At 64.3% G+C, this 18,716-nt stretch carries 14 protein-coding genes; 7 read left to right on the top strand and 7 right to left on the bottom strand.

Annotation, left to right across the window (positions count from 1 at the left end; genetic code table 11):
- Positions 1 to 562: 562 nt before the first annotated feature.
- The 4 genes from OKW39_RS40825 to OKW39_RS40810 all read right to left on the bottom strand — a co-directional run bounded on the left by OKW39_RS40825 (position 563) and on the right by OKW39_RS40810 (position 4,321).
- Positions 563 to 1,861 carry an MFS transporter gene (locus tag OKW39_RS40825; protein ID WP_429565247.1) on the bottom strand — a complete coding sequence of 433 codons (1,299 nt, stop codon included), beginning with the start codon at positions 1,859 to 1,861 and terminating at the stop codon, positions 563 to 565.
- Positions 1,862 to 1,906: 45 nt separating this feature from the next.
- Positions 1,907 to 2,701 (bottom strand): NAD-dependent epimerase/dehydratase family protein, encoded by a 795-nt coding sequence (locus OKW39_RS40820; protein WP_184067005.1) that lies wholly within the window; start codon positions 2,699 to 2,701, stop codon positions 1,907 to 1,909.
- A gap of 357 nt (positions 2,702 to 3,058) precedes the next feature.
- Positions 3,059 to 3,880 carry an alpha/beta fold hydrolase gene (locus tag OKW39_RS40815; protein WP_018420811.1) on the bottom strand — a complete coding sequence of 274 codons (822 nt, stop codon included), beginning with the start codon at positions 3,878 to 3,880 and terminating at the stop codon, positions 3,059 to 3,061.
- Between the two features lie 150 nt (positions 3,881 to 4,030).
- Positions 4,031 to 4,321: a hypothetical protein gene (locus tag OKW39_RS40810; protein WP_429565246.1), complete on the bottom strand. Its 291-nt coding sequence runs from the start codon at positions 4,319 to 4,321 to the stop codon at positions 4,031 to 4,033.
- 182 nt (positions 4,322 to 4,503) lie between these two features.
- Here OKW39_RS40810 and OKW39_RS40805 point away from each other — a divergent pair, with 182 nt between their 5' ends.
- From OKW39_RS40805 to OKW39_RS40790, 4 genes are all read left to right on the top strand, one after another.
- Entirely contained in the window at positions 4,504 to 5,928 is a 1,425-nt protein-coding gene (locus tag OKW39_RS40805) for a cytochrome ubiquinol oxidase subunit I (protein ID WP_429565245.1), read from the top strand.
- A 24-nt stretch (positions 5,929 to 5,952) separates the two neighbouring features.
- A complete protein-coding gene (gene cydB, locus OKW39_RS40800; protein ID WP_429565244.1) occupies positions 5,953 to 6,957 on the top strand; it encodes a cytochrome d ubiquinol oxidase subunit II in 1,005 nt (334 codons plus the stop codon).
- A complete protein-coding gene (locus tag OKW39_RS40795; protein ID WP_429334024.1) occupies positions 6,932 to 7,129 on the top strand; it encodes a hypothetical protein in 198 nt (65 codons plus the stop codon). Before cydB ends, OKW39_RS40795 begins: the two co-directional genes overlap by 26 nt.
- A gap of 256 nt (positions 7,130 to 7,385) precedes the next feature.
- Positions 7,386 to 8,153, top strand: coding sequence for a response regulator (locus OKW39_RS40790; protein WP_429565243.1), 768 nt, complete (start codon positions 7,386 to 7,388; stop codon positions 8,151 to 8,153).
- Between the two features lie 45 nt (positions 8,154 to 8,198).
- On the opposite strand, the gene OKW39_RS40785 is transcribed toward OKW39_RS40790, so the two are convergent.
- Positions 8,199 to 10,091 carry a hybrid sensor histidine kinase/response regulator gene (locus OKW39_RS40785; RefSeq protein ID WP_429565242.1) on the bottom strand — a complete coding sequence of 631 codons (1,893 nt, stop codon included), beginning with the start codon at positions 10,089 to 10,091 and terminating at the stop codon, positions 8,199 to 8,201.
- A 403-nt stretch (positions 10,092 to 10,494) separates the two neighbouring features.
- Here OKW39_RS40785 and OKW39_RS40780 point away from each other — a divergent pair, with 403 nt between their 5' ends.
- Together OKW39_RS40780 and OKW39_RS40775 are read left to right on the top strand one after the other, a co-directional pair.
- Positions 10,495 to 11,286: a hypothetical protein gene (locus tag OKW39_RS40780; RefSeq protein WP_429565241.1), complete on the top strand. Its 792-nt coding sequence runs from the start codon at positions 10,495 to 10,497 to the stop codon at positions 11,284 to 11,286.
- A 252-nt stretch (positions 11,287 to 11,538) separates the two neighbouring features.
- Positions 11,539 to 14,955: an alpha/beta fold hydrolase gene (locus OKW39_RS40775; protein WP_429565240.1), complete on the top strand. Its 3,417-nt coding sequence runs from the start codon at positions 11,539 to 11,541 to the stop codon at positions 14,953 to 14,955.
- Positions 14,956 to 15,182: 227 nt separating this feature from the next.
- On the opposite strand, the gene OKW39_RS40770 is transcribed toward OKW39_RS40775, so the two are convergent.
- On the bottom strand, positions 15,183 to 16,619 hold the full coding sequence (locus tag OKW39_RS40770) for an FAD-binding oxidoreductase (protein ID WP_429565239.1): 1,437 nt from the start codon (positions 16,617 to 16,619) through the stop codon (positions 15,183 to 15,185).
- A gap of 11 nt (positions 16,620 to 16,630) precedes the next feature.
- Entirely contained in the window at positions 16,631 to 17,605 is a 975-nt protein-coding gene (locus OKW39_RS40765) for an isopenicillin N synthase family dioxygenase (protein ID WP_429565238.1), read from the bottom strand.
- Positions 17,606 to 17,843: 238 nt separating this feature from the next.
- Between OKW39_RS40765 and OKW39_RS40760 the strand changes: the two genes are divergently transcribed.
- Complete coding sequence (locus OKW39_RS40760) at positions 17,844 to 18,671, top strand: transporter substrate-binding domain-containing protein (RefSeq protein WP_090806118.1); 828 nt, start codon at positions 17,844 to 17,846, stop codon at positions 18,669 to 18,671.
- Positions 18,672 to 18,716: the final 45 nt, after the last annotated feature.

Here is an 18,716-nt window from a genome sequence, read left to right as displayed (position 1 = left end):
GGCTGTGCCGAGACTTGTGCCCAAACGCTCAGAGAGCACGCGTGACTATCCACTCTCGTCAGGTTCGGCCCTTCACTGCTCCGGTTCCGAGCCGCTACTATGGCCTCTGCTGACTCCCGCCAGCCCATCCCGGCACCTTGCGATGCCAGTAGCACAAGGCAGACTGACGGGGCTCCCAGGGTAATGCGCGCGACCTTCCTGCTTATGCCTGTCGGATCTACGTCGTGGCGTTCCGTGCAAGTATTGGGCTTTACAGATCTTGGACTGCTCACCCCGCCACACCGCCTGATATCCGCTTCCTGTTCGTCAGGCCAGCATTTTGCCTGCGGCTTCCTTCAGATTCCGCCTTACGACGGACACCCTTGCCGTTCAGCTAGCACTTCCCCTTGCCGGGTGTGCAGAGGACTTTCACCCCCAAGTCATCCGGCTCGCCACCACAGCGGGTCGGACAGCGCCAGTCACGGCGCTACGCGCCATGCCTGGCGCACCAAAAAAACGGCGCCCACTCATGGGCGCCGCTTCTTTCACAACATCGGCCCACTAAAGCCGACCGCACTTCGCCTTACTTCGCCGTCACCGCACCGGCCGACGCCCACTTCGGCTCCGGCATCTTTTCCGAACTCCTGGCCATCAGGCAGACCACGACCGCGGCAATCAGATCGAACACCGCCAGCACGACGAACAGCGGGCTATAGCCGATCTGCGTGACGAGCACACCGAACAGCGCGGTGAACGCCGCGGCGCCCAGATATCCAGCCATGCCGCCCATGCCCGTCGCGGTCGCGACCTCGTGCTTGCCGAACATGTCCGAGCTGATCGCGTACAGTGCGCCCGACAACGTCTGGTGCGCGAAGCCGCCGACGCACAGCAGCGCCACCGCCATGTACGGGCTCTCGACGAGACCGACACACGCCGGCCCGATCATGAACAGCGCACCGACCACGAACACCATCTTGCGCGACGTGAACAGCGACACCTTCGCGTACTTGTGGAACAGCGGGCTCAGATAACCGCCGAGCACGCAGCCGATGTCGGCGGCGAGGAACGGCATCCACGCGAACATCGCGACTTCCTTCAGGTTCATGTGACGCTCGGTCATCATGTACAACGGAATCCACGCGTTGAACGTTTGCCAGGCCGGCTCGGACAGAATTCGTGGAATACCGATCGCCCAGAAATCGCGACTCGCCAGCATCGCGCGCCAGTTGCGCTTCGGCGCGTTGATGTCATCGTGATGCTTCGCTTCCTGGCCGCTCAGAATGTACTCGCGCTCCGCGTTGGCCAGCAGCTTCTGGTTGCGCGGATGCTTGTAGATGGTCATCCACAGCACGCTCCATACGATACCCGCCACGCCGACGATCACGAACGCGAGTTGCCAGCGGCCGTGAAACAGTGCCCACACGACGAGCGGCGGCGCAAGCACCGCGCCAATCGACGAGCCAATGTTGAACCAGCCGATCGCAACCGAACGCTCTTTCGCCGGGAACCACTCGCTGGTCGCCTTCACGCCAGCCGGAATCCCGGCCGATTCGGCGAGACCCAGGATACCGCGGAACACTGCGAGACTGCGCCAGCCCGTCGCCCATGCCGCCGCCGCGCAAGCCACCGACCACGCCAGCGCGAACACCGCGAAGCCGACCTTGGTGCCGATCGTGTCGAGCACGAAACCGGCGACCGGCTGCATGAACGCATAGCAGAGCTGCCATGCCACGACCACGTGCGAATACTGCTCGGTCGTGATGTTCAGCTCCTTCATCATCGTCGGAGCCGCAACCGACAACGTGTTACGCGCCAGGTAGTTGATGATCAGGCCGGCCGCGACCAGCGCGACCATCCACCAGCGAATACCCTTGATCTTCATTGCTGCTACTCCTCGTGATGCATTGCCCGTCAAGCCGAACGGGACTCAAGCCTTGCGCGAATAGTCGATGCCGACGAAGCTACCGCCCTGGTAGCGCTGGCACAGCTCATCGAGCGGATTCGGGCGCGACAGGATGTCTTGCGCGTAGTCCTCGGCGTTCTGCTTCGGCTCGTAGCCAAGACGCGCGGCGCCGCTGTTGTCCCACCAGCTGCGCGTATTGGCCGACACGCCCCAGATGGTCAGGAAGCCGACGTCTTCCGCTTCGATGCAGCGCTCGAGGAAATGCATCAGGTCCTTGTGGCCGAACCAGGTGCTCAGATGGCGCTGCTCGGTCGGACGCTCGAGGCAGCTGCCGATCCGCACGCACACGCTTTCGATGCCGTGCTTGTCCCAGTACATGCGCGCGAGCGCTTCGCCCCACACCTTCGACAGGCCGTAGAAGCCGTCCGGGCGCAGTTCGCAGTCGAGGCTCAGATGCTCGGTGACCGGATACATGCCGATCGCGTGGTTCGAGCTCGCGAACACGATGCGCTTCACGCCGTTGCGGCGCGCGCCTTCGTAGACTTCGACGAGGCCGCGCAGATTGTTCTCGATGATCTCGGGCAGCGGACGCTCGACGCTCGTGCCGGCGAAATGGATCAGCACGTCCACGCCGTTCAGCAGACGGTCGACCACCGCCGGATCGCGCAGGTCGCCGTTCATCACGTCTTCGCCGTCGACGAGCGGCGTCAGGACTTTGGAGCCCGCGGCCGAGCGCAACGGCACGCCACGCGCGACGAATTCAGCACGTACCACGGAGCCGAGCTGGCCGCCGGCGCCACTCAGGGCAATCTTCTTCATAGGGGTTCCTTTTACTGCGCCGCGCGCGAGGTCTTCAGAGAACAGACAGAGGATCTGAGCGGCCGGCGAATCGCGCTGCGCGCGTCGCATAACACACTCAAGTTGTACGATAACGTACTATCAACGATGCACAAGCGGATTTCAACTCCGCATTTACCCTTAAATTATTGCGCGGCAGTTTCGTACCTCTTTAAAAAACAAAGGCATAGGAACATCGCATTCGTGCGACATCGTATAACCTGAGTGAATTTTTGTTCCAGGAGTGGATTTACCCGACGCCAGCGGGCGCGTGGCGTCCGACGCGAGCGGAGTCCGTATGCCGCCCGCGCCCTCAACAGATCACATCGTTACGTTCGCTCAGGCGCCGATGAATTCGAGCAGATCGGCATTGACCTTGTCGGCCTCCACCGTGCACATGCCGTGCTGGCCGCCCGGATAAACCTTCAGCGTTGCGTTCTTGACGATCTCCGCGGTGCGTCGGCCGGCTGCGTCGATCGGCACGATCTGGTCGTCGTCGCCGTGCAGCACCAGGGTCGGCACGTCGATCTTCTTCAGATCTTCGGTGTAGTCGACTTCGGAGAACTGCTCGATGCAGTCATATAGCCCCTTGATCGAACCGGCCATGCCCTGGCGCCAGAATGAATCGATCACGCCCTGCGACACCTTCGCGCCCTCCCGGTTGTAGCCGTAGAACGGCACGGCCAGATCCTTGAAGAACTGCGAGCGATCGTCCGCGACGCCCTTGCGGATGCCGTCGAACACGTCGATCGGCAGGCCGAGCGGATTATCGGCGGTCTTCAGCATCAGCGGCGGCACCGCGCCGATCAGCACAGCCTTCGCGACGCGCCCCGTGCCATGCCGGCCGATGTAATGCGCAACTTCGCCACCGCCTGTCGAATGGCCGACCAGCGTCGCGTCCTGCAGATCGAGATGTTCGATCAGCGCGGCGAGATCGTCGGCGTAGGTGTCCATCTCGTTGCCGTCCCACGGCTGCTCCGAGCGGCCGTGACCGCGCCGGTCGTGCGCGATCACGCGAAAGCCCTTGCTGCCGAGAAACAGCATCTGCGCATCCCATGCATCGGCGGTCAGCGGCCAGCCGTGCGAAAACACGACCGGGCGGCCATGGCCCCAGTCCTTGTAGAAAATCGAGGTACCGTCTTTCGTCCTGATCGTGCTCATCTGCTGACTCCTTGTCGATGAAGTCTGCCGTCGCCGGCAGGTGGATGAAGCGCAAGCTGCTCACGAAGCATGCGCGCGACGCATGACAGAACGCCGTGCGAATGCGGCTATGAGTCATGACCTATTGAGAAATTCCGCCGCGAAATAATATCAACGCCAAACGAATGGCGAACGGATAATGCGCAACGAATACTGAAGAGTAAAAGCTGAAACGGCCACGCGGCAGCGTGCATCGTAGAAGTAAAAAAATCGCCTGACCAGCACGCCCACCGACGAAGTCGGTTTGGATGGATCGATTGTCGGCTGGCGACAGACACCGCCCGCGACCTTGCCGCGCAAGGCTGCGCGAAACGCATTGCTGCAGCGCGGTCGATTGACGCAGCTCACGCGACGAGGCACACACGGCCACGTATCAACCGCCAAAAGAAACTTGATATTCAACAACGGCTTGCCTCATCGATAAGCGTATTTCGCATAAAACAAGGCGGTTTTTTGACGCACATCGCATCGCAACACTTTTTGTTTCGATCCCCTACTCTTGCGCCATCTGCCCAGCGCAGTGCGCACCGACATCGGTCGACGCGCGTAAGTCTGCTCACGCGGCCATCACGCACAACAGGATCATGAACTCCGCACTATCGGCATTCGATCTCGCGCGCATTCAGTTCGCGTTCACCGTTTCTTTTCACATCGTTTTCCCCGCGCTCAGCATCGGTCTCGCCAGTTTCATCGCCGTTCTCGAATGGCGTTGGCTGAAAACCGGCAAGGCCTACTACAAAGATCTTTGTCTGTTCTGGTCGAAGATCTTCGCGGTGGCCTTCGGCATGGGCGTCGTCTCCGGCGTCGTGATGAGCTATCAGTTCGGCACCAACTGGTCGGGCTTCTCGAGTTTCGCAGGGCCGATCACCGGTCCGCTGCTGATGTACGAGGTGATGACCGCATTTTTTCTCGAAGCGGGCTTCCTCGGCATCATGCTGTTCGGCTGGCAGCGCGTGAGTCCGCGGGCGCACTTCGGCGCGACGCTGATGGTCGCGATCGGCACGCTGATCTCGACCTTCTGGATTCTCGCGTCCAATAGCTGGATGCAGACGCCGCAGGGCTTCGAGGTCGTCGACGGTCATGTCGTGCCGCTCGACTGGTTCAAGATCATCTTCAATCCGTCGTTCCCCTACCGGCTCGCGCATATGGCGCTCGCGGCGTTCATCGTCGCGGGGCTGGTGGTCGCGGCGGTCGGCGCGTGGCATCTGCTGCGCGGCCGGCGCGATCCCGCCGTCAAGAAGATGTTCTCGATGGCGCTGTGGCTGCTGTTGATCCTCACGCCGATCCAGGCATTCGTCGGCGATCAGCACGGCCTCAATACGCGCAAGTATCAGCCGGCGAAGATCGCGGCGATCGAAGGCTTGTGGGATACCGAAAAAGGCGGCACCGCGCTGAACCTGTTCGGCATCCCCGACATGAAGGCGGAGACCACGCGCTACGCGGTGTCGGTGCCGCACCTCGGCAGCCTGATCCTCACGCATAGCTGGGACGGCGAAATCCGCGGCCTGAAGGAATTCCCGCCGCAGGACCGGCCGGACGCGACCGTCGTGTTCTGGAGCTTCCGCATCATGGCCGGCCTCGGCGTGCTGATGATCGCGATGTCGATCGCGGCCTGGGTGCTGCGCCGGCGCGGGCGCCTGTTCGAAGCGAAGTGGTTCCAGCGGCTGTGCGTCGCGATGGGGCCGAGCGGCTTCATCACGCTGCTGGCCGGCTGGGTCACCACCGAAGCGGGCCGTCAACCGTGGGTCGTGTACGGCGTGATGCGCACGTCGCAGGCGGTGTCGCCGCTGACCACGCAGCAGGTCGGTCTGTCGCTGATGACGTTCGTGGCCGTCTACTTCCTCGTGTTCGGCACCGGCATCTACTACATGCTGAAGCTGATGCGCTCCGGTCCCACGCTGCCTGGCGGCAAGGCGAACGAGATGTCCCACGGCCTGCCGCGGCCGACGCCCGCGCAGACCGCGCGCCGCCCGCTGTCCGCCGCCGATCAGATGATCGACGCCGTCTAACCTACGCTTCGAGAGAAAGAAAAAATGGACGTAACCGTCGTATGGGCCGCGATCATCGCGCTGGGCCTTTTCATGTATGTCGTGCTGGACGGCTTCGACCTCGGCATCGGCATCGTCTTTCCGTTCTTCCCCGACGGAAAGGAACGCGACCTGATGATGAACACGGTCGCGCCGGTGTGGGACGGCAACGAAACCTGGCTCGTGCTCGGCGGCGCCGCGCTGTTCGCGGTGTTTCCGGTCGTCTACTCGACCGTGCTGTCGGCGCTCTATCTGCCGCTCGTGTTCATGCTCGTGTGCCTGATCTTTCGCGGCGTGTCGTTCGAGATCCGCGCGAAGTCGCGTCGCACGAAGCATCTGTGGGATCTCGCGTTCATCGGCGGCTCGGCGGGCGCGGCGTTCTTCCAGGGCATCGTGCTCGGCGCGTTCCTGCAAGGCATTCCGGTCGCCGATGGCGCCTATGCCGGCGACGCGTTCGGCTGGCTCACGCCGTTCAGCCTGCTGACGGGCCTCGGACTCGTCGCGACCTACGCGCTGCTCGGCTGCTGCTGGCTCATCGCGAAGACCGAGGGCGATCTGCAGCGACGGCTGCATCGCGTGGTCTGGCCGCTGACGCTGGTGCTGCTCGGCTTCATCGCGCTCGTGAGCCTGTGGACACCGCTGATGGATGCGGGCATCGCGCAACGTTGGTTCCATGACGGGATCTTCTACCGTCTGCTGCCGGTGCCGTTCCTCGTCGCGATCTGCGCGTTCTTCATGCATCGCGCGGTGCGCGAGCGCCATCACAACACGCCGTTCGTGCTCGCGCTGGCGCTCGTGCTGCTCGGCTATCTCGGGCTGCTCGTGAGTCTGTGGCCGTATGCGATTCCGTCGAGCATCACGCTATGGGAAGCCGCCGCGCCACGCTCGAGCCAGACGTTCACGCTGGCCGGCGCGGCGGTGATCCTGCCGATCATCGTCGCCTATACGACGATGGGTTACTGGGTCTTTCGAGGCAAGGTGCGCCATGGCGACCAACATCACTATCACTGAAACGCGGGGTGCCAGTGCGTCGGCTCCCACCGCCACTGCCGCGACGCCCAGCCGCAAACTGCCGGGCTGGCTCTGGTTCATCGCGCTATGGTGCTTCGGCGTGAGCGCGGCGATGTCGCTCGGCTTCGCCTTCAGGCTTCTCATGAATGCGACGCTGTTCGCGGTCAGATAGCGGCGCGCGAACCCGTGTCGATCCGGCGGGCATAACCTTCCGGATCGTGCGCGTCAGCGCTTCAAAAACGGGGCGCGCGGCTCGTCTACGTAGCAAGCCGGAACCTATGCGCGGGAGACCTGCCTTAACATCACGAAGCGCATCGAACGATGCCGGCAGCCGGCCACGCGCGTCGCAGCGCAACTGCGCAGCCTGCAACTGCGGCATGTGCAACGGCGGCAGCCCTCAACGGACGGGCTCGACTCGCGGAGACATCATGAAGTTTCTTGTAGCCGACGACCATGAACTGATCCGGCAAGGCGTCAAAGGCATGCTGCGCGGCTTCGATCCCGACGCCCAGTTCGACGAAGCCGACAGTTGGGAAACCCTTGCGGCCGCCGCGCGCCCCGACGCGAATCACGATCTCGCGATCGTCGATCTGCATATGCCGGGCATGAGCGGCGCGACGTCGCTCGAAACGCTGCTGAAGGCGAATCCGGCGCTGCCGGTCGTGGTGCTGTCCGCCGAGGAATCGCCCGACGAGATGCGCGCGGTGCTCGCGGCCGGCGCGCTCGGCTTCGTCCCCAAGCGCCAGCCCGCCAGCGTGATGCTGAAGGCGATCGAACTGGTGCTGTCCGGCGGTGCCTATGTGCCGATGGAGGCGCTGAGTCTGCTCGGCTCGCGCGAGACGCGGGCGAGCACCGATGCGGATGGATCGGCACGTGTGCTGGCCCCAGGCGCCGCCGCGCAAGCCGTCCGCGGGCCGGGCCCCGGCACCGTCCCGCAGCTCGAACCGGTCACGCAGGTACCGTCGCTGCAGCCGCATCAGCAGCATCTGCTGGAGAACCTGTCACCACGTCAGCAGGACATCATGCGGCTCGTGCATCGCGGCTGGACCAACAAGATGATCGCGCGCGATCTCGGCGTCGCCGAAGGCACGGTGAAGGTGCATCTGTCGGTGATCTTTCGGGCGCTTGGTGTGCATAACCGGTCGACGGCGATCGCCGTAATCAATGGATGGCTGGAGGCCGGGAAGACGTTGTAGCGCTTTGTGCTGCGCCGCAAGCCCAACCCGTCTTGGTTCCAGCCTCTAAGGCTGCGTTTCGCTTTGCGCCCCTGAGCCCGCTTCGGCTTGCGGCGAGCCGGCCGCGGCGGGCGACGGCGCTGGGTCGTCCGGCGCTCCGCCCCCCAACACCACCGCACCCGCCGGCCGCCCCTGATCGAGCTCCGCCTGCTGCCACAGCATTTCCAGCGTGCGCCGCAAGCGCGCCGGCGTCACCGGCTTGTGCAGCACCGGAATCCCCTGCAACGCGAGCGCCGTCAGCTCCGCCGACGCCATATCGCCGGTGATCAGCAGCGTCACCACATTGCCGTGCCCCTCCCGCGCAAGCACGCCCCGTATCGCGCTCAGCGCCTGCGCGCCGGTGCGGTGATTGGCGAGCTGGTAGTCGCACAGCACCGCGTCGGGCACGAAGCCGTCCGCGAGCGCGGCGAGCGCGCCGGCTTCGTCGCGCGCGCCGCGCACGTCGCAGCCCCAGCGCTCGAGCAGACTCGCGAGGCCTTCGAGTATCGACGGCTCGTCGTCGATGCACAGCACGCGCCGCCCCTGCGCGGCCGGGCCGCCCGCGACCGAATCGTTCAGACTCGCGACGATGCCGCTCGCGTCGCCCGCCTGCACCGCAAAGCGGAACACCGAGCCGCGCCCCGGTGCCGAGCGCAGCTGCAACTCGCCGCCGAGCAGGCCGACGAGCCGCCTGACGGTCGGCAGCCCGAGCCCATGCCCCTGACGCGCGTCGCGCTGCGGATTCTCGACCTGGTAAAACTCCTCGAAAATCCGCTCGTGCTCTTGCGGCGCAATGCCGACGCCCGAATCGCGCACCTCGATATAGCCGCCCTTCTGTCGCCCCGCGCGCCGGAAGCCGAGCCAGATCGCGCCTTGCTCCGTATAACGCACCGCGTTCGACAGCAGATTGCTCAACACGCGTTCGAGCAGCACCGGATCGTCGTAGACGACCATCGTCGTAGGCGCGATGCGCAGCGCGAGCCCCTTCGCCGCGGCCTGCGGACGATACTGGCTACCGACCCGTTCGAACAGCTCGGAGAGCCGGAAGTGCAACCGGATCACCTGGGTCACGCCGCTTTCGAGCCGGGCCAGATCGAGCACCTGGTTGAACAGCTGATTGAGCGCCTCGACGTTATAGACGATGTGCCCGGCCGTCTTCGCGTGCTGCGCGGGCGTCGCCGCCGGATCGTTCAGAGATGCCGCAAGCAGGCCGATCGCATGCAGCGGCTGACGCAGATCGTGGCTTGCCGCCGCGAAAAAGCGCGTCTTCGCGAGACTCGCTTCTTCGGCGACGCGCTTTTGCGCGGCCAGCGATTCCGCGAGGTATTGCTGATCGACACGCGCCTGCACGACCTGGCGAAACAGCTTGCGATAGCTCATCGCGTAGACGTTGATCGCGCAGAAGAAGAACGCGAGCACGATCGCGAGAATCGTGCGATCGAACGTATGCGAGCCGAAATGCAGCACGATCGACGGCAGCAGCAGAAACGGAATCGAGGTCGAAAAATTGAGGAGATCGAATCCATTCGACATGAACACGCCGGCCGCGAGCGTCACCAGCAGTACGGTATGCAATAACGGCAGATCGGTTTGCGGACTCTGGAACGCGAACCACACCGCGAAGCCCGGCCCGCTATAGAGGAGCACGCCGCGCAGCGCGTGCAGATAGATCCAGTCGCGCGGCGAGACGAGCTGCGGATAGCGGCGATTGCAAATCCACAGCGCCAGGCCCGCGCAATTGGCGAGCGCATAAAAAACGAAGCACGCGATAAACAGCGGCGGGGCCGGCACATGCGGCCAGTAGATCGCCACCAGCACCGCGATCGAAAACCAGTGCGAAAAGAACGCGATCGGATCCTGCGCGTAGAGCACGCGCACGAGGTCTTCGTCGATGGCACGCTGGATCGGGTCGGCCCGCATGGGGCGGTCTCCTCTGTCGATCGGCGTGAGCGCTTTAGCGCTTACGCCGATCCCACGCAGCTTTATCGCGGGGGCATGGCAACTTCGTTGAGACGAAACACTGACGAAGCAGCGGCGCTCCGGCACTTCGTGGCAATCGCGGGTCGATTCGGGCGACCTAATGCGCCGCCCGCGCGGTCTATTCTACGGCGAATGCCCGCTCTTCAGACGAATCGTCAGCAATCCACCGGAAGGTTTACCCGGCAGTTTACCCATCGGCTAACACTTAATCCATATAGGCGACGGCCTTGCCGCGAACCATACTGCATTCACGTTTCAGCGCGGCATTTCAACCACCTTCCCTCGACTCGCGGCCCACGCGCCGCGGCTCGCCGCGCTCCCTGCCAATCGACGGAGGTTTTCCATGGGCGCAGTCCCGAGCTACGAGTTCGCCCGCCAACTCGACGACGCGATCCTCCCCGATCTGTGGCGCAGGCGCACCCGGCTCTCAGCGGACGAAATGGTGTCGATGGTCGAACTGGTCAAGCGCGCGTTGCGGACCTACCACCCGCTCGAATTGCAGGCGCTCGGCGAGGACAAGGAAGAACTGGTCGCTCAGTTCATCTACGCGAAGGTGTTGCGCCTCGCGCCCGGCCACACCGAAACGAACGCGCGCGCCGACAGCGCACCGTCCAACAGCTACGCGGTATGCGCGTATTTCCGCCGCTATCTGATCGACTGCCTGCGCAGCGCGTGCCATCAGCGCAATGTGTCGATGGAGACCGAGGGCGTCGCGCAGGAAATCGATCTGCACGCGCACGCGCTCGAAGACCCGGTGGAAAGCGTGCTGCTGCAATACGGCCTCGACGAACAGCGCGTGCGGCGCGCGGCACGCGAGTTCATCGAAGGGCTCGACGAACCCGAGCGGATCGTGCTGGCCGGCAGCCTCGGCTGGTGCTCCGAAGGCAAAGGCGGGCTTTCGGCGGTCGCGGCTCGGCATCGGGTGCCCTCTTATCACTATCGCGCCGTCAAACTCGGCGTCACCATGAAAAAGACGGCCGGCGCCGAGGAATTTTCCAACACCAAGCTCGGCCGCTGGCTCACCGACGCGCTCGGCATCGAGATCGACGTCGACAATCGCGCGGCGATTCTGGTTGCGCTGAATCTGCTCGCGGCGGAATCGAGCGATAGCGAATTCCATGAAGTGGCCGCGTAATAGTTCGGATAACCAACAGGCCACATAAGAAGCGCGATAAGTGCGCATGCCCGTACGGCCGGGTACACCCGGCAACGGCCGGCCGGGCGTGCCGCCCTGAACGTCGCACGCTACGACTTCGGCGCGCCCTCCACGGCGCGCTTTTTTTGCGCCGATATTCCGCCTACGATAAAAAAGCTCCCGCAGCACGCCGTCTTTGTTCCGAAGTCGAGCTTCCGTTCCCCGCATCCGATTCCAGACGAGGTGGTCCTGATGAACCGCTTATCGAGCGCGCCGACGGCGCTGCAACGGCATTACGAGGTGGTCGTGATCGGCTCGGGCTACGGCGGCGCGATCGCCGCGAGCCGCATGGCGCGCGCGGGCCGTCGCGTGTGCGTGCTCGAGCGCGGCCGCGAATTCATGGCCGGCGAGTATCCGCGCACGCCCGTGCAGGGCGTCGAGCAGATCCAGTACAACACGGCCGAGGCGCAGATCGGTTCGCCGCTCGCGCTGATCGAAGTGCACGTGAACGAAGACGTCAACGCGGTGGTGGGCTGTGGGCTCGGCGGGACGTCTCTGATCAATGCGAACGTCGCGCTCGAGGCCGATCCGCGCCTGTGGGACGACCCGCGCTGGCCGGCCGCGCTGCGCGCCGACCAAGCCGGACGCGACGACGGCTATGCGCTCGCCTGGAAAATGCTGTCACCGTCGCCGGTGCCCGACGACTTCCCGCCGCTGCCGAAGCTGCAGGCGCTCGAAAAATCGGCGCAGGCGCTCGGCATGGCCGACCGCTTCAGTCGTCCGCCGATCACGGTCACGTTCAAGGACGGCCCGAACGCGGCCGGCGTCGAGCAGCAGCGCTGCGTCGGTTGCGGCGATTGCAACTCCGGTTGCAACTACGACGCGAAGAATTCGACCCACATGAACTATCTGCCCGACTCGGTCGCCCACGGCGCGCAGATTTTCACCGGCACGGCCGTGCATTCGGTGCTGCGCGATCCCGACACGCAGCAATGGAAGCTCAACTTCCAGCTCGTGAAGCTCGGCCGCGAAAGCTACGACGCGCCCGATCTGTTCGTGCTGGCCGATGTCGTCATCGTCGCGGCGGGCACGATCGGCTCGACCGCGCTGCTGCTGCGCTCGCGCGATGCGGGCTTGAGCACGTCGGAGATGCTCGGCCAGCATTTCACCGGCAACGGCGACGTGCTCGCCTTCGCGTACAACACCAGCGACACGATCAACGGTGTCGGCTGGGGCGAGCACAAGCCGGGGCAGATTCCGCCGGTCGGGCCGACCATCACCGGCCTGATCGACAATCGCGCCGACGAGAAAAACGTCAAGGACGGCTATGTGATCGAGGAAGGCTCGCTGGCCGGTGCGGTCGGCGAGGCGCTCGTCGGCATGCTCGGCGCGCTCGCGCCGCTCGAAGGCGTGGATGCGGCTGGTGCCCCGTCGTTGCTCGAGCGCATGAGTTATGACGCGCGTGCGCTCGAAAGCCTGATCCGCGGCCCGTACCACGGTGCGCTGAATCACACGCAAAGCTACCTCGTGATGGCGCACGACGACGAAAGCGGCCGCATCACGGTCGGCGACAAAGGCCGTGCGCGCATCGAATGGAAAAACGCGGGGCGCCAGCCGATCTTCCAGAGCATCGAGAACGTGCTGATCGAGGCGACCAAACCGCTCGGCGGCAAATATCTGCGCAACCCGATTTCGACGAAGATCGCCGGCCGGCACACCGTCACCGTGCATCCGCTCGGCGGCTGCGGCATGGGCGAGGACGCCGCGCATGGCGTGGTCGATCATCTGGGCCGCGTGTTCAGCAGCACGGCCGGCGTCGCGGTGCACGACGGCCTCTACGTGATGGACGGCGCGGTGATGCCGATGTCGCTCGGCGTCAATCCGCTCCTGACCATCTCCGCGCTCGCAGAGCGCAATTGCGCGCTACTGGCCAAAGCGCACGACTGGTCGATCGACTACATCTCGAAGGGCACCGCCGCCGCGCCGCCCGCACAGAAGATCGGCCTGCGCTTCACCGAGACGATGGTCGGCACCTACACGCCCAGCATGGCGGGCGAAGCCGCGAAGAGCGCGATCGAATTCACGCTGACGGTCGAGTCCGACGATCTCGCCGACATGCTGAGCAACCCGAATCACCTCGCGCGCACCGCCGGCACACTGACCTGCCCCGCCCTGTCCGCCCAACCGCTGACGATCAGCGACGGCACCTTCAACCTGTTCGTCGTCGACGCATCCGACGTCGACGAACGCAACATGAACTACCGGATGACGCTCGACGCGGTTGAAGGCAACACCTGGTATTTGACCGGCAAGAAGATCATCACGCGCACGTCGCCGATCAACCTGTGGGAGCAGACCAACACGCTGTATGCGGAGATTCGCGCCGCGGCGCAGGACGATGCGCCCATCGTCGGCACCGCGACGCTGATCATCACGCCCGAAAACTTCCTGAAGCAGCAACGCACGCTCGAAGTCACACACGCGCCCGACCTGAAGACGCGCCTCGAATGGACGCTGAAGTTCGGCAAGTTCTTCGCGGGCGTGCTGTTCACCGAATACGGCGGCGTGGCCGCGCCGCTGCAGTTCTACGATCCATACATACCGCCGCGCGCGAAACGCACGCTGCGCGCGCCGGCGCCGCAGGTCACGTACTTCGACACACCCGACCGCACGCGGCTCAAGCTCACGCGCTACTGCGATCCGGCCGCGGGCAAAGCCGCGAAGCCGATCCTGCTGATCCACGGCTCGGGCGTATCGAGCCGCATCTTCTCGACCGATCTGATACCGACCAACCTCGTCGAATATCTGTACGCGTCGGGCTACGACGTGTGGCTCGTCGATCTGCGCGTCAGCATCGAACTGCCGAGCGTGCTCGTGCCGACCAACGTCGACAAAGTCGCGCGCGAGGACATTCCCGCCGCCGTCGCGAAGATTCGCGAAGTGACCGGCGCGCCGAACATTCAGGTACTCGGCCACTGCCTGGGCGGCCTCGCGCTCAGCATGTCGCTTCTTCATGGGCTCGACGGCGTGCGCTCGGCGGTGATTTCGCAGGTGTCCGCGCATCCGGTGCCGGGCACGTTGCAACGGATCAAGGCCGGCTTGCATATTCCCGACCTGATGCAGCATCTGCGCATACGCGACCTCACCGCCTATACGCAGGAAGATTCGTGGCCCGCGAACCTGTTCGACGAAGCGCTGCGTCTCTATCCGCTCGATCACGGCGAGGGCTGCGGCAATCCGATCTGTCATCGCGCGACGTTCCTGTATGGCCTGCTCTACGAGCACGACAAGCTGAACGAGGCGCTGCATGCGAACCTGCAGGAACTGTTCGGCATTCACGACATGGCCGTGTTCCAGCATCTGGCCACGATGGTGCGCGCGGGCCAGGTCGTCGATGCGCGCGGCGACGACGTGTATCTGACCGGCGCGGACGGCATGAAAGGACTCGAGGGCATGCGTTTGCCGATCGGCTTCATTCACGGCGAGAAGAACGAAACCTATCTGCCGGTCAGCACCGCGCGCACTTACGACCTGCTGCGCGAGCGCTTCCCCGAGCAGCCGTACGAGCGGCATCTGATCCCAGGGTATGGGCATATCGACTGCATCTTCGGCAAGAACGCGGCGGTCGATGTTTATCCGTTGATCGTCGGCTATCTGAATGCGCATTGACACGGCTGCATTGCCGATGCGCCACGCATTCGGACAATAAGGCCAGGCATAAAACAAGAGATTTTGATAGCAGCCGGCGTGTCGAAGTGGCCGACTATGAACTGCTTTACATCGCCGCAATGACGGCCATAGATCTGATTGTGGCGATCGTTCTTTATGTGCTGATCGTGAAAATATGGCGGACTTGCACGCGAGGGAGAAGTCGTTGATTTGCTTCTCATCGAAACTCAGAACAGCTTGCCCGGATTCAAAATGCCGTTCGGATCGAGCGCACGCTTGATCGCGACCATCGCCGCAAGCTCGGCCGGTGAGCGCGAAATCGGCAGGAACTCGCGCTTCAGCGAACCGATGCCATGTTCCGCCGACACCGACCCGCGCAACGGCCTCAGCATCTCGTAGACGAACGCATAGACCGCGTGATGTTCGACGCCCGGAATCGAATGACCATCCACGGTCAAATGCAGATTCGAATCGCCGATATGCCCGAAGAAATACGCTTCGTTGCCGGGCCAGCGCTGATCGAGCGCCGCGCGGCAACGGTCGACGAACGTGCCGATCTCGCCGATCGGGAGACTCACGTCGAAGTTGATCGGATCGAGCTTGAGCGGAAACTCCGCGGTGCACTCGCGGATCGCCCATAGCGCGCGCGCATCGGCGACCGATTGCGCGATCACCGCGTCGCGCAGCGCGCCCGCTTGCAGCGCATCGGTCAGCGCCTGGGCGAAACGTTCCCCAGCGTCGTCGGCATCGAAGCCCGCGTGTTCGATCAGCGCATAGAGCGGATGCGCGGCGTCGAACGGCGAGCGAGCGCCGGTCAGCTTCACGCCGAAATCGTAGAAGTCCGGCCACATGATCTCGAACGCGCCGATGTCGTTGCCGAAGCGCGTCGCGAGACGGCGCAACAGGCTCACCGCGGCATCGTAATCGTCGAGCGCGACGAGCGCCGTATTGCGCGCCGCACGTCGCGGATGCAGCCGCAGCACCGCGCGCGTGATCACGCCGAGCGTGCCCTCCGAACCGATGAACCAGTGCTTCAGGTCATAGCCGGTGTTGTTCTTGACCATCTTGCCGAGCGAACTGAGCACGTCGCCATTGGCGAGTACCACTTCGAGCCCGAGCACCTGGTCGCGCGCGGTGCCGGACTGGATCACGCGATTGCCGCCCGCGTTGGTCGCGAGATTGCCGCCGATCTGGCATGAGCCGCGCGCGCCGAGGTCGAGCGCGAGTTCGAAGCCCGCGGCTTCGGCGGCTTCCTGCGCGGCCTGTAACGTAGTGCCGGCACGTACGGTCAGCGTGGCCGACGCCGCGTCGAGCTCTTCGACGCCGCTCAGGCGTTCCAGCGACAACGCGATATCGTTGGCGCGCGCGATCGCGCCGCCCGCGAGTCCGGTCATACCGCCTTGCGGTACCACCGGCTGATGCGCGGCGTGGCAGATCGCGAGCGCACGCGATACTTCGTCGGTCGTGCGCGGCATCAGCAGCGCCGCCGGACGCGTCGGCTCGTGGCGCGTCCAGTCGGTCAGCGCGCGTTCGCCGATCTGCTCGCCGACGCGCACCGCGTCGACGCCGAGCGCGGCGCGCAAGGCCTCGAGTGTCGTCGCGAGCGGTGCGGTTGCGGTTGCGGTCTGGGTCGTCTTGTCGTCGGTGATGCTCGGTTCTGTCATGCAGGAGGTCCTTACTGTGCGGTCGCGGCGAGTTTCTTGCGGTAGCCCATCGAATCGTTGATGCGGCCGAGGATATAGTCGCCCGCGGCGACCGGCTGATATTTGCTTTGCGCGTCGCTCGCGCCGAGCTCACGCGGATCGACGAGCGCGCCGTAGGTCGGATCGTAGAACGTCGCGATCGAATAGCGCTCGCGCCGCGATGCATTGATCACGCGATGCAGCGTCGAGCGGAAGCGGTCGTTGGTCCAGCGCGCGAGCAGATCGCCGACGTTCACGACGAAGCTGCCTTCGACGGGCGGCGCCTCGACCCACGTATCGTTGGCGATTTCGCGCACCTGCAGGCCGCCGACCTGATCCTGCCACAGCAATGTGATGCAGCCGTAGTCGGTGTGCGGCGCGACGCCGAACTGATCTTCGTCCGACTGTGGCGGCTGCGGCGGATAGTAGACCATTTGCGTGCGCTGCATGCGCTTCGTGTAGCGCGGCGCGAAGAAATTTTCTTCGATGCCGAGACTCACCGCGACCGCGCGCAGCAGATCGGCCCCGCACGCGCCGACCGCTTCGTAATAGTCATACAGCACCGGCCGCAACCCGGGCATGAAGTCCGGCCAATTGTTCGGCCCGCGTAGTGCCTGGCCCGCCAGCACGTCGGGATCGTCTTCCGGCAGTTCGAGTCCGATGCTGAAGAACTCCTTGTAATCGGGCCGCTTCGCCTGATACATCGTCGCGTCGCCAAGCGCATTGAAGCCGCGATGCCGATGATTGACCGCCGCGCGTCGTTTCGTGTCGACCGGAAACGCGAAGAAAGTGCGCGCGGCCTGCGCGGCGGCATCGATCTTCGCTTGCGGCACGCCGTGATTGACGATGTAGAAAAAACCAATCGTCGTACAGGCTTCATGAATTTCCTTCGCGACGCGTCGGAGCGCCTGCTGATCGCCCGCGCGCACGCCGGCGACATCGATGATCGGAATGCGGGTCACGGCCATCGCGCGGCTCCTTCGAGGATCGGTATTGCAGTGGTATATACCGCCAAAAGCAGCGCCGCAAGTTGCTTCGCACGCCTCGCGATCAGGGCTTTTCTCTACTCAAGCGAGCATTTATTTTTCGCCGGAAACGCGGTATATACTGCCCAGCGAGGCCCGCATCGCGCCGCCGGCGCGGCGGGTCCTAACGAAGACTTCGACACGCCGGCAACCCAACACCAATTCGCCCCCGGAGAACCCCATGCGTATCCTTGCAGGCTGGAAATGTCGTCTGGTCATGCTGGCGCTGTGCGCGGCAAGCGTCGCCGCGCACGCCGAAGACCAGCTCGCCAAAGTGAAGAAAGCCGGCGAACTGGTGGTCGGCACCGAAATGCAGTTCGCGCCATTCGACTTTCTCGAGAACGGTCAGCAAGCCGGCTTCAACAAGGAACTGTTCGCGCAGATCGGCAAGGAAATCGGCGTCAAGGTGCGCTTCATCGATCTGCCGTGGCCGAGCGTGCTGCCCGGTCTCGAAGCGGGCAAGTTCGATATGGTCGGTGGCCCTCTGACGGTCACGAAGGCGCGCATGGAACGCTACACGTACACGCTGCCCGTCGCCGATGCGACCGACGCGCTGCTCAAGCGCGCGAACGATGCGTCGATCAAGCAATCGTCGGATATCGCGGGCAAGACGGTCGGCGCGGGCAAAGGCACCGCGCAGCTGGACCAGTTGAAGAGCTACGCGGCCACGCTACCGAAGCAGCCTGAAATCCGCGAGTACGTCGACAACAATCAGGCTTACGCGGACCTCGCGGCGGGCCGCATCGCCGCGGCAGCGAACTCGATGACCAACATCGCGTATGTCGCGAAGCAGCGCCCCGAGATGTTCGCGGTCGTGCAGCCGCCGTTCGGCGCAAAGGTGTACTTCGCGTATGCATTGCGTAAGGACGCCGACAGCAAACCGCTCGCCGACGCGTTCAACGCAGCGCTCGTGAAGATGCAGAAGGATGGCCGCCTCGCCGCGTTGCAGAAAAAGTGGTTCGGTGTCGCGATGGAGATGCCGTCCACGATGCCCACGCCGAACTACTGAGCGTCTTCAACGTGGGCGTCCCGCGACGTGCAATCGTTTCGCCGT

Origin of the sequence: Paraburkholderia sp. MM6662-R1, from assembly GCF_050436245.1 — a bacterium.
GTDB classification, from domain to species: domain Bacteria; phylum Pseudomonadota; class Gammaproteobacteria; order Burkholderiales; family Burkholderiaceae; genus Paraburkholderia; species Paraburkholderia tuberum.
Note: the sequence above shows the minus strand (reverse complement) of the source record. Positions and strands in the feature narration are given on the sequence as shown.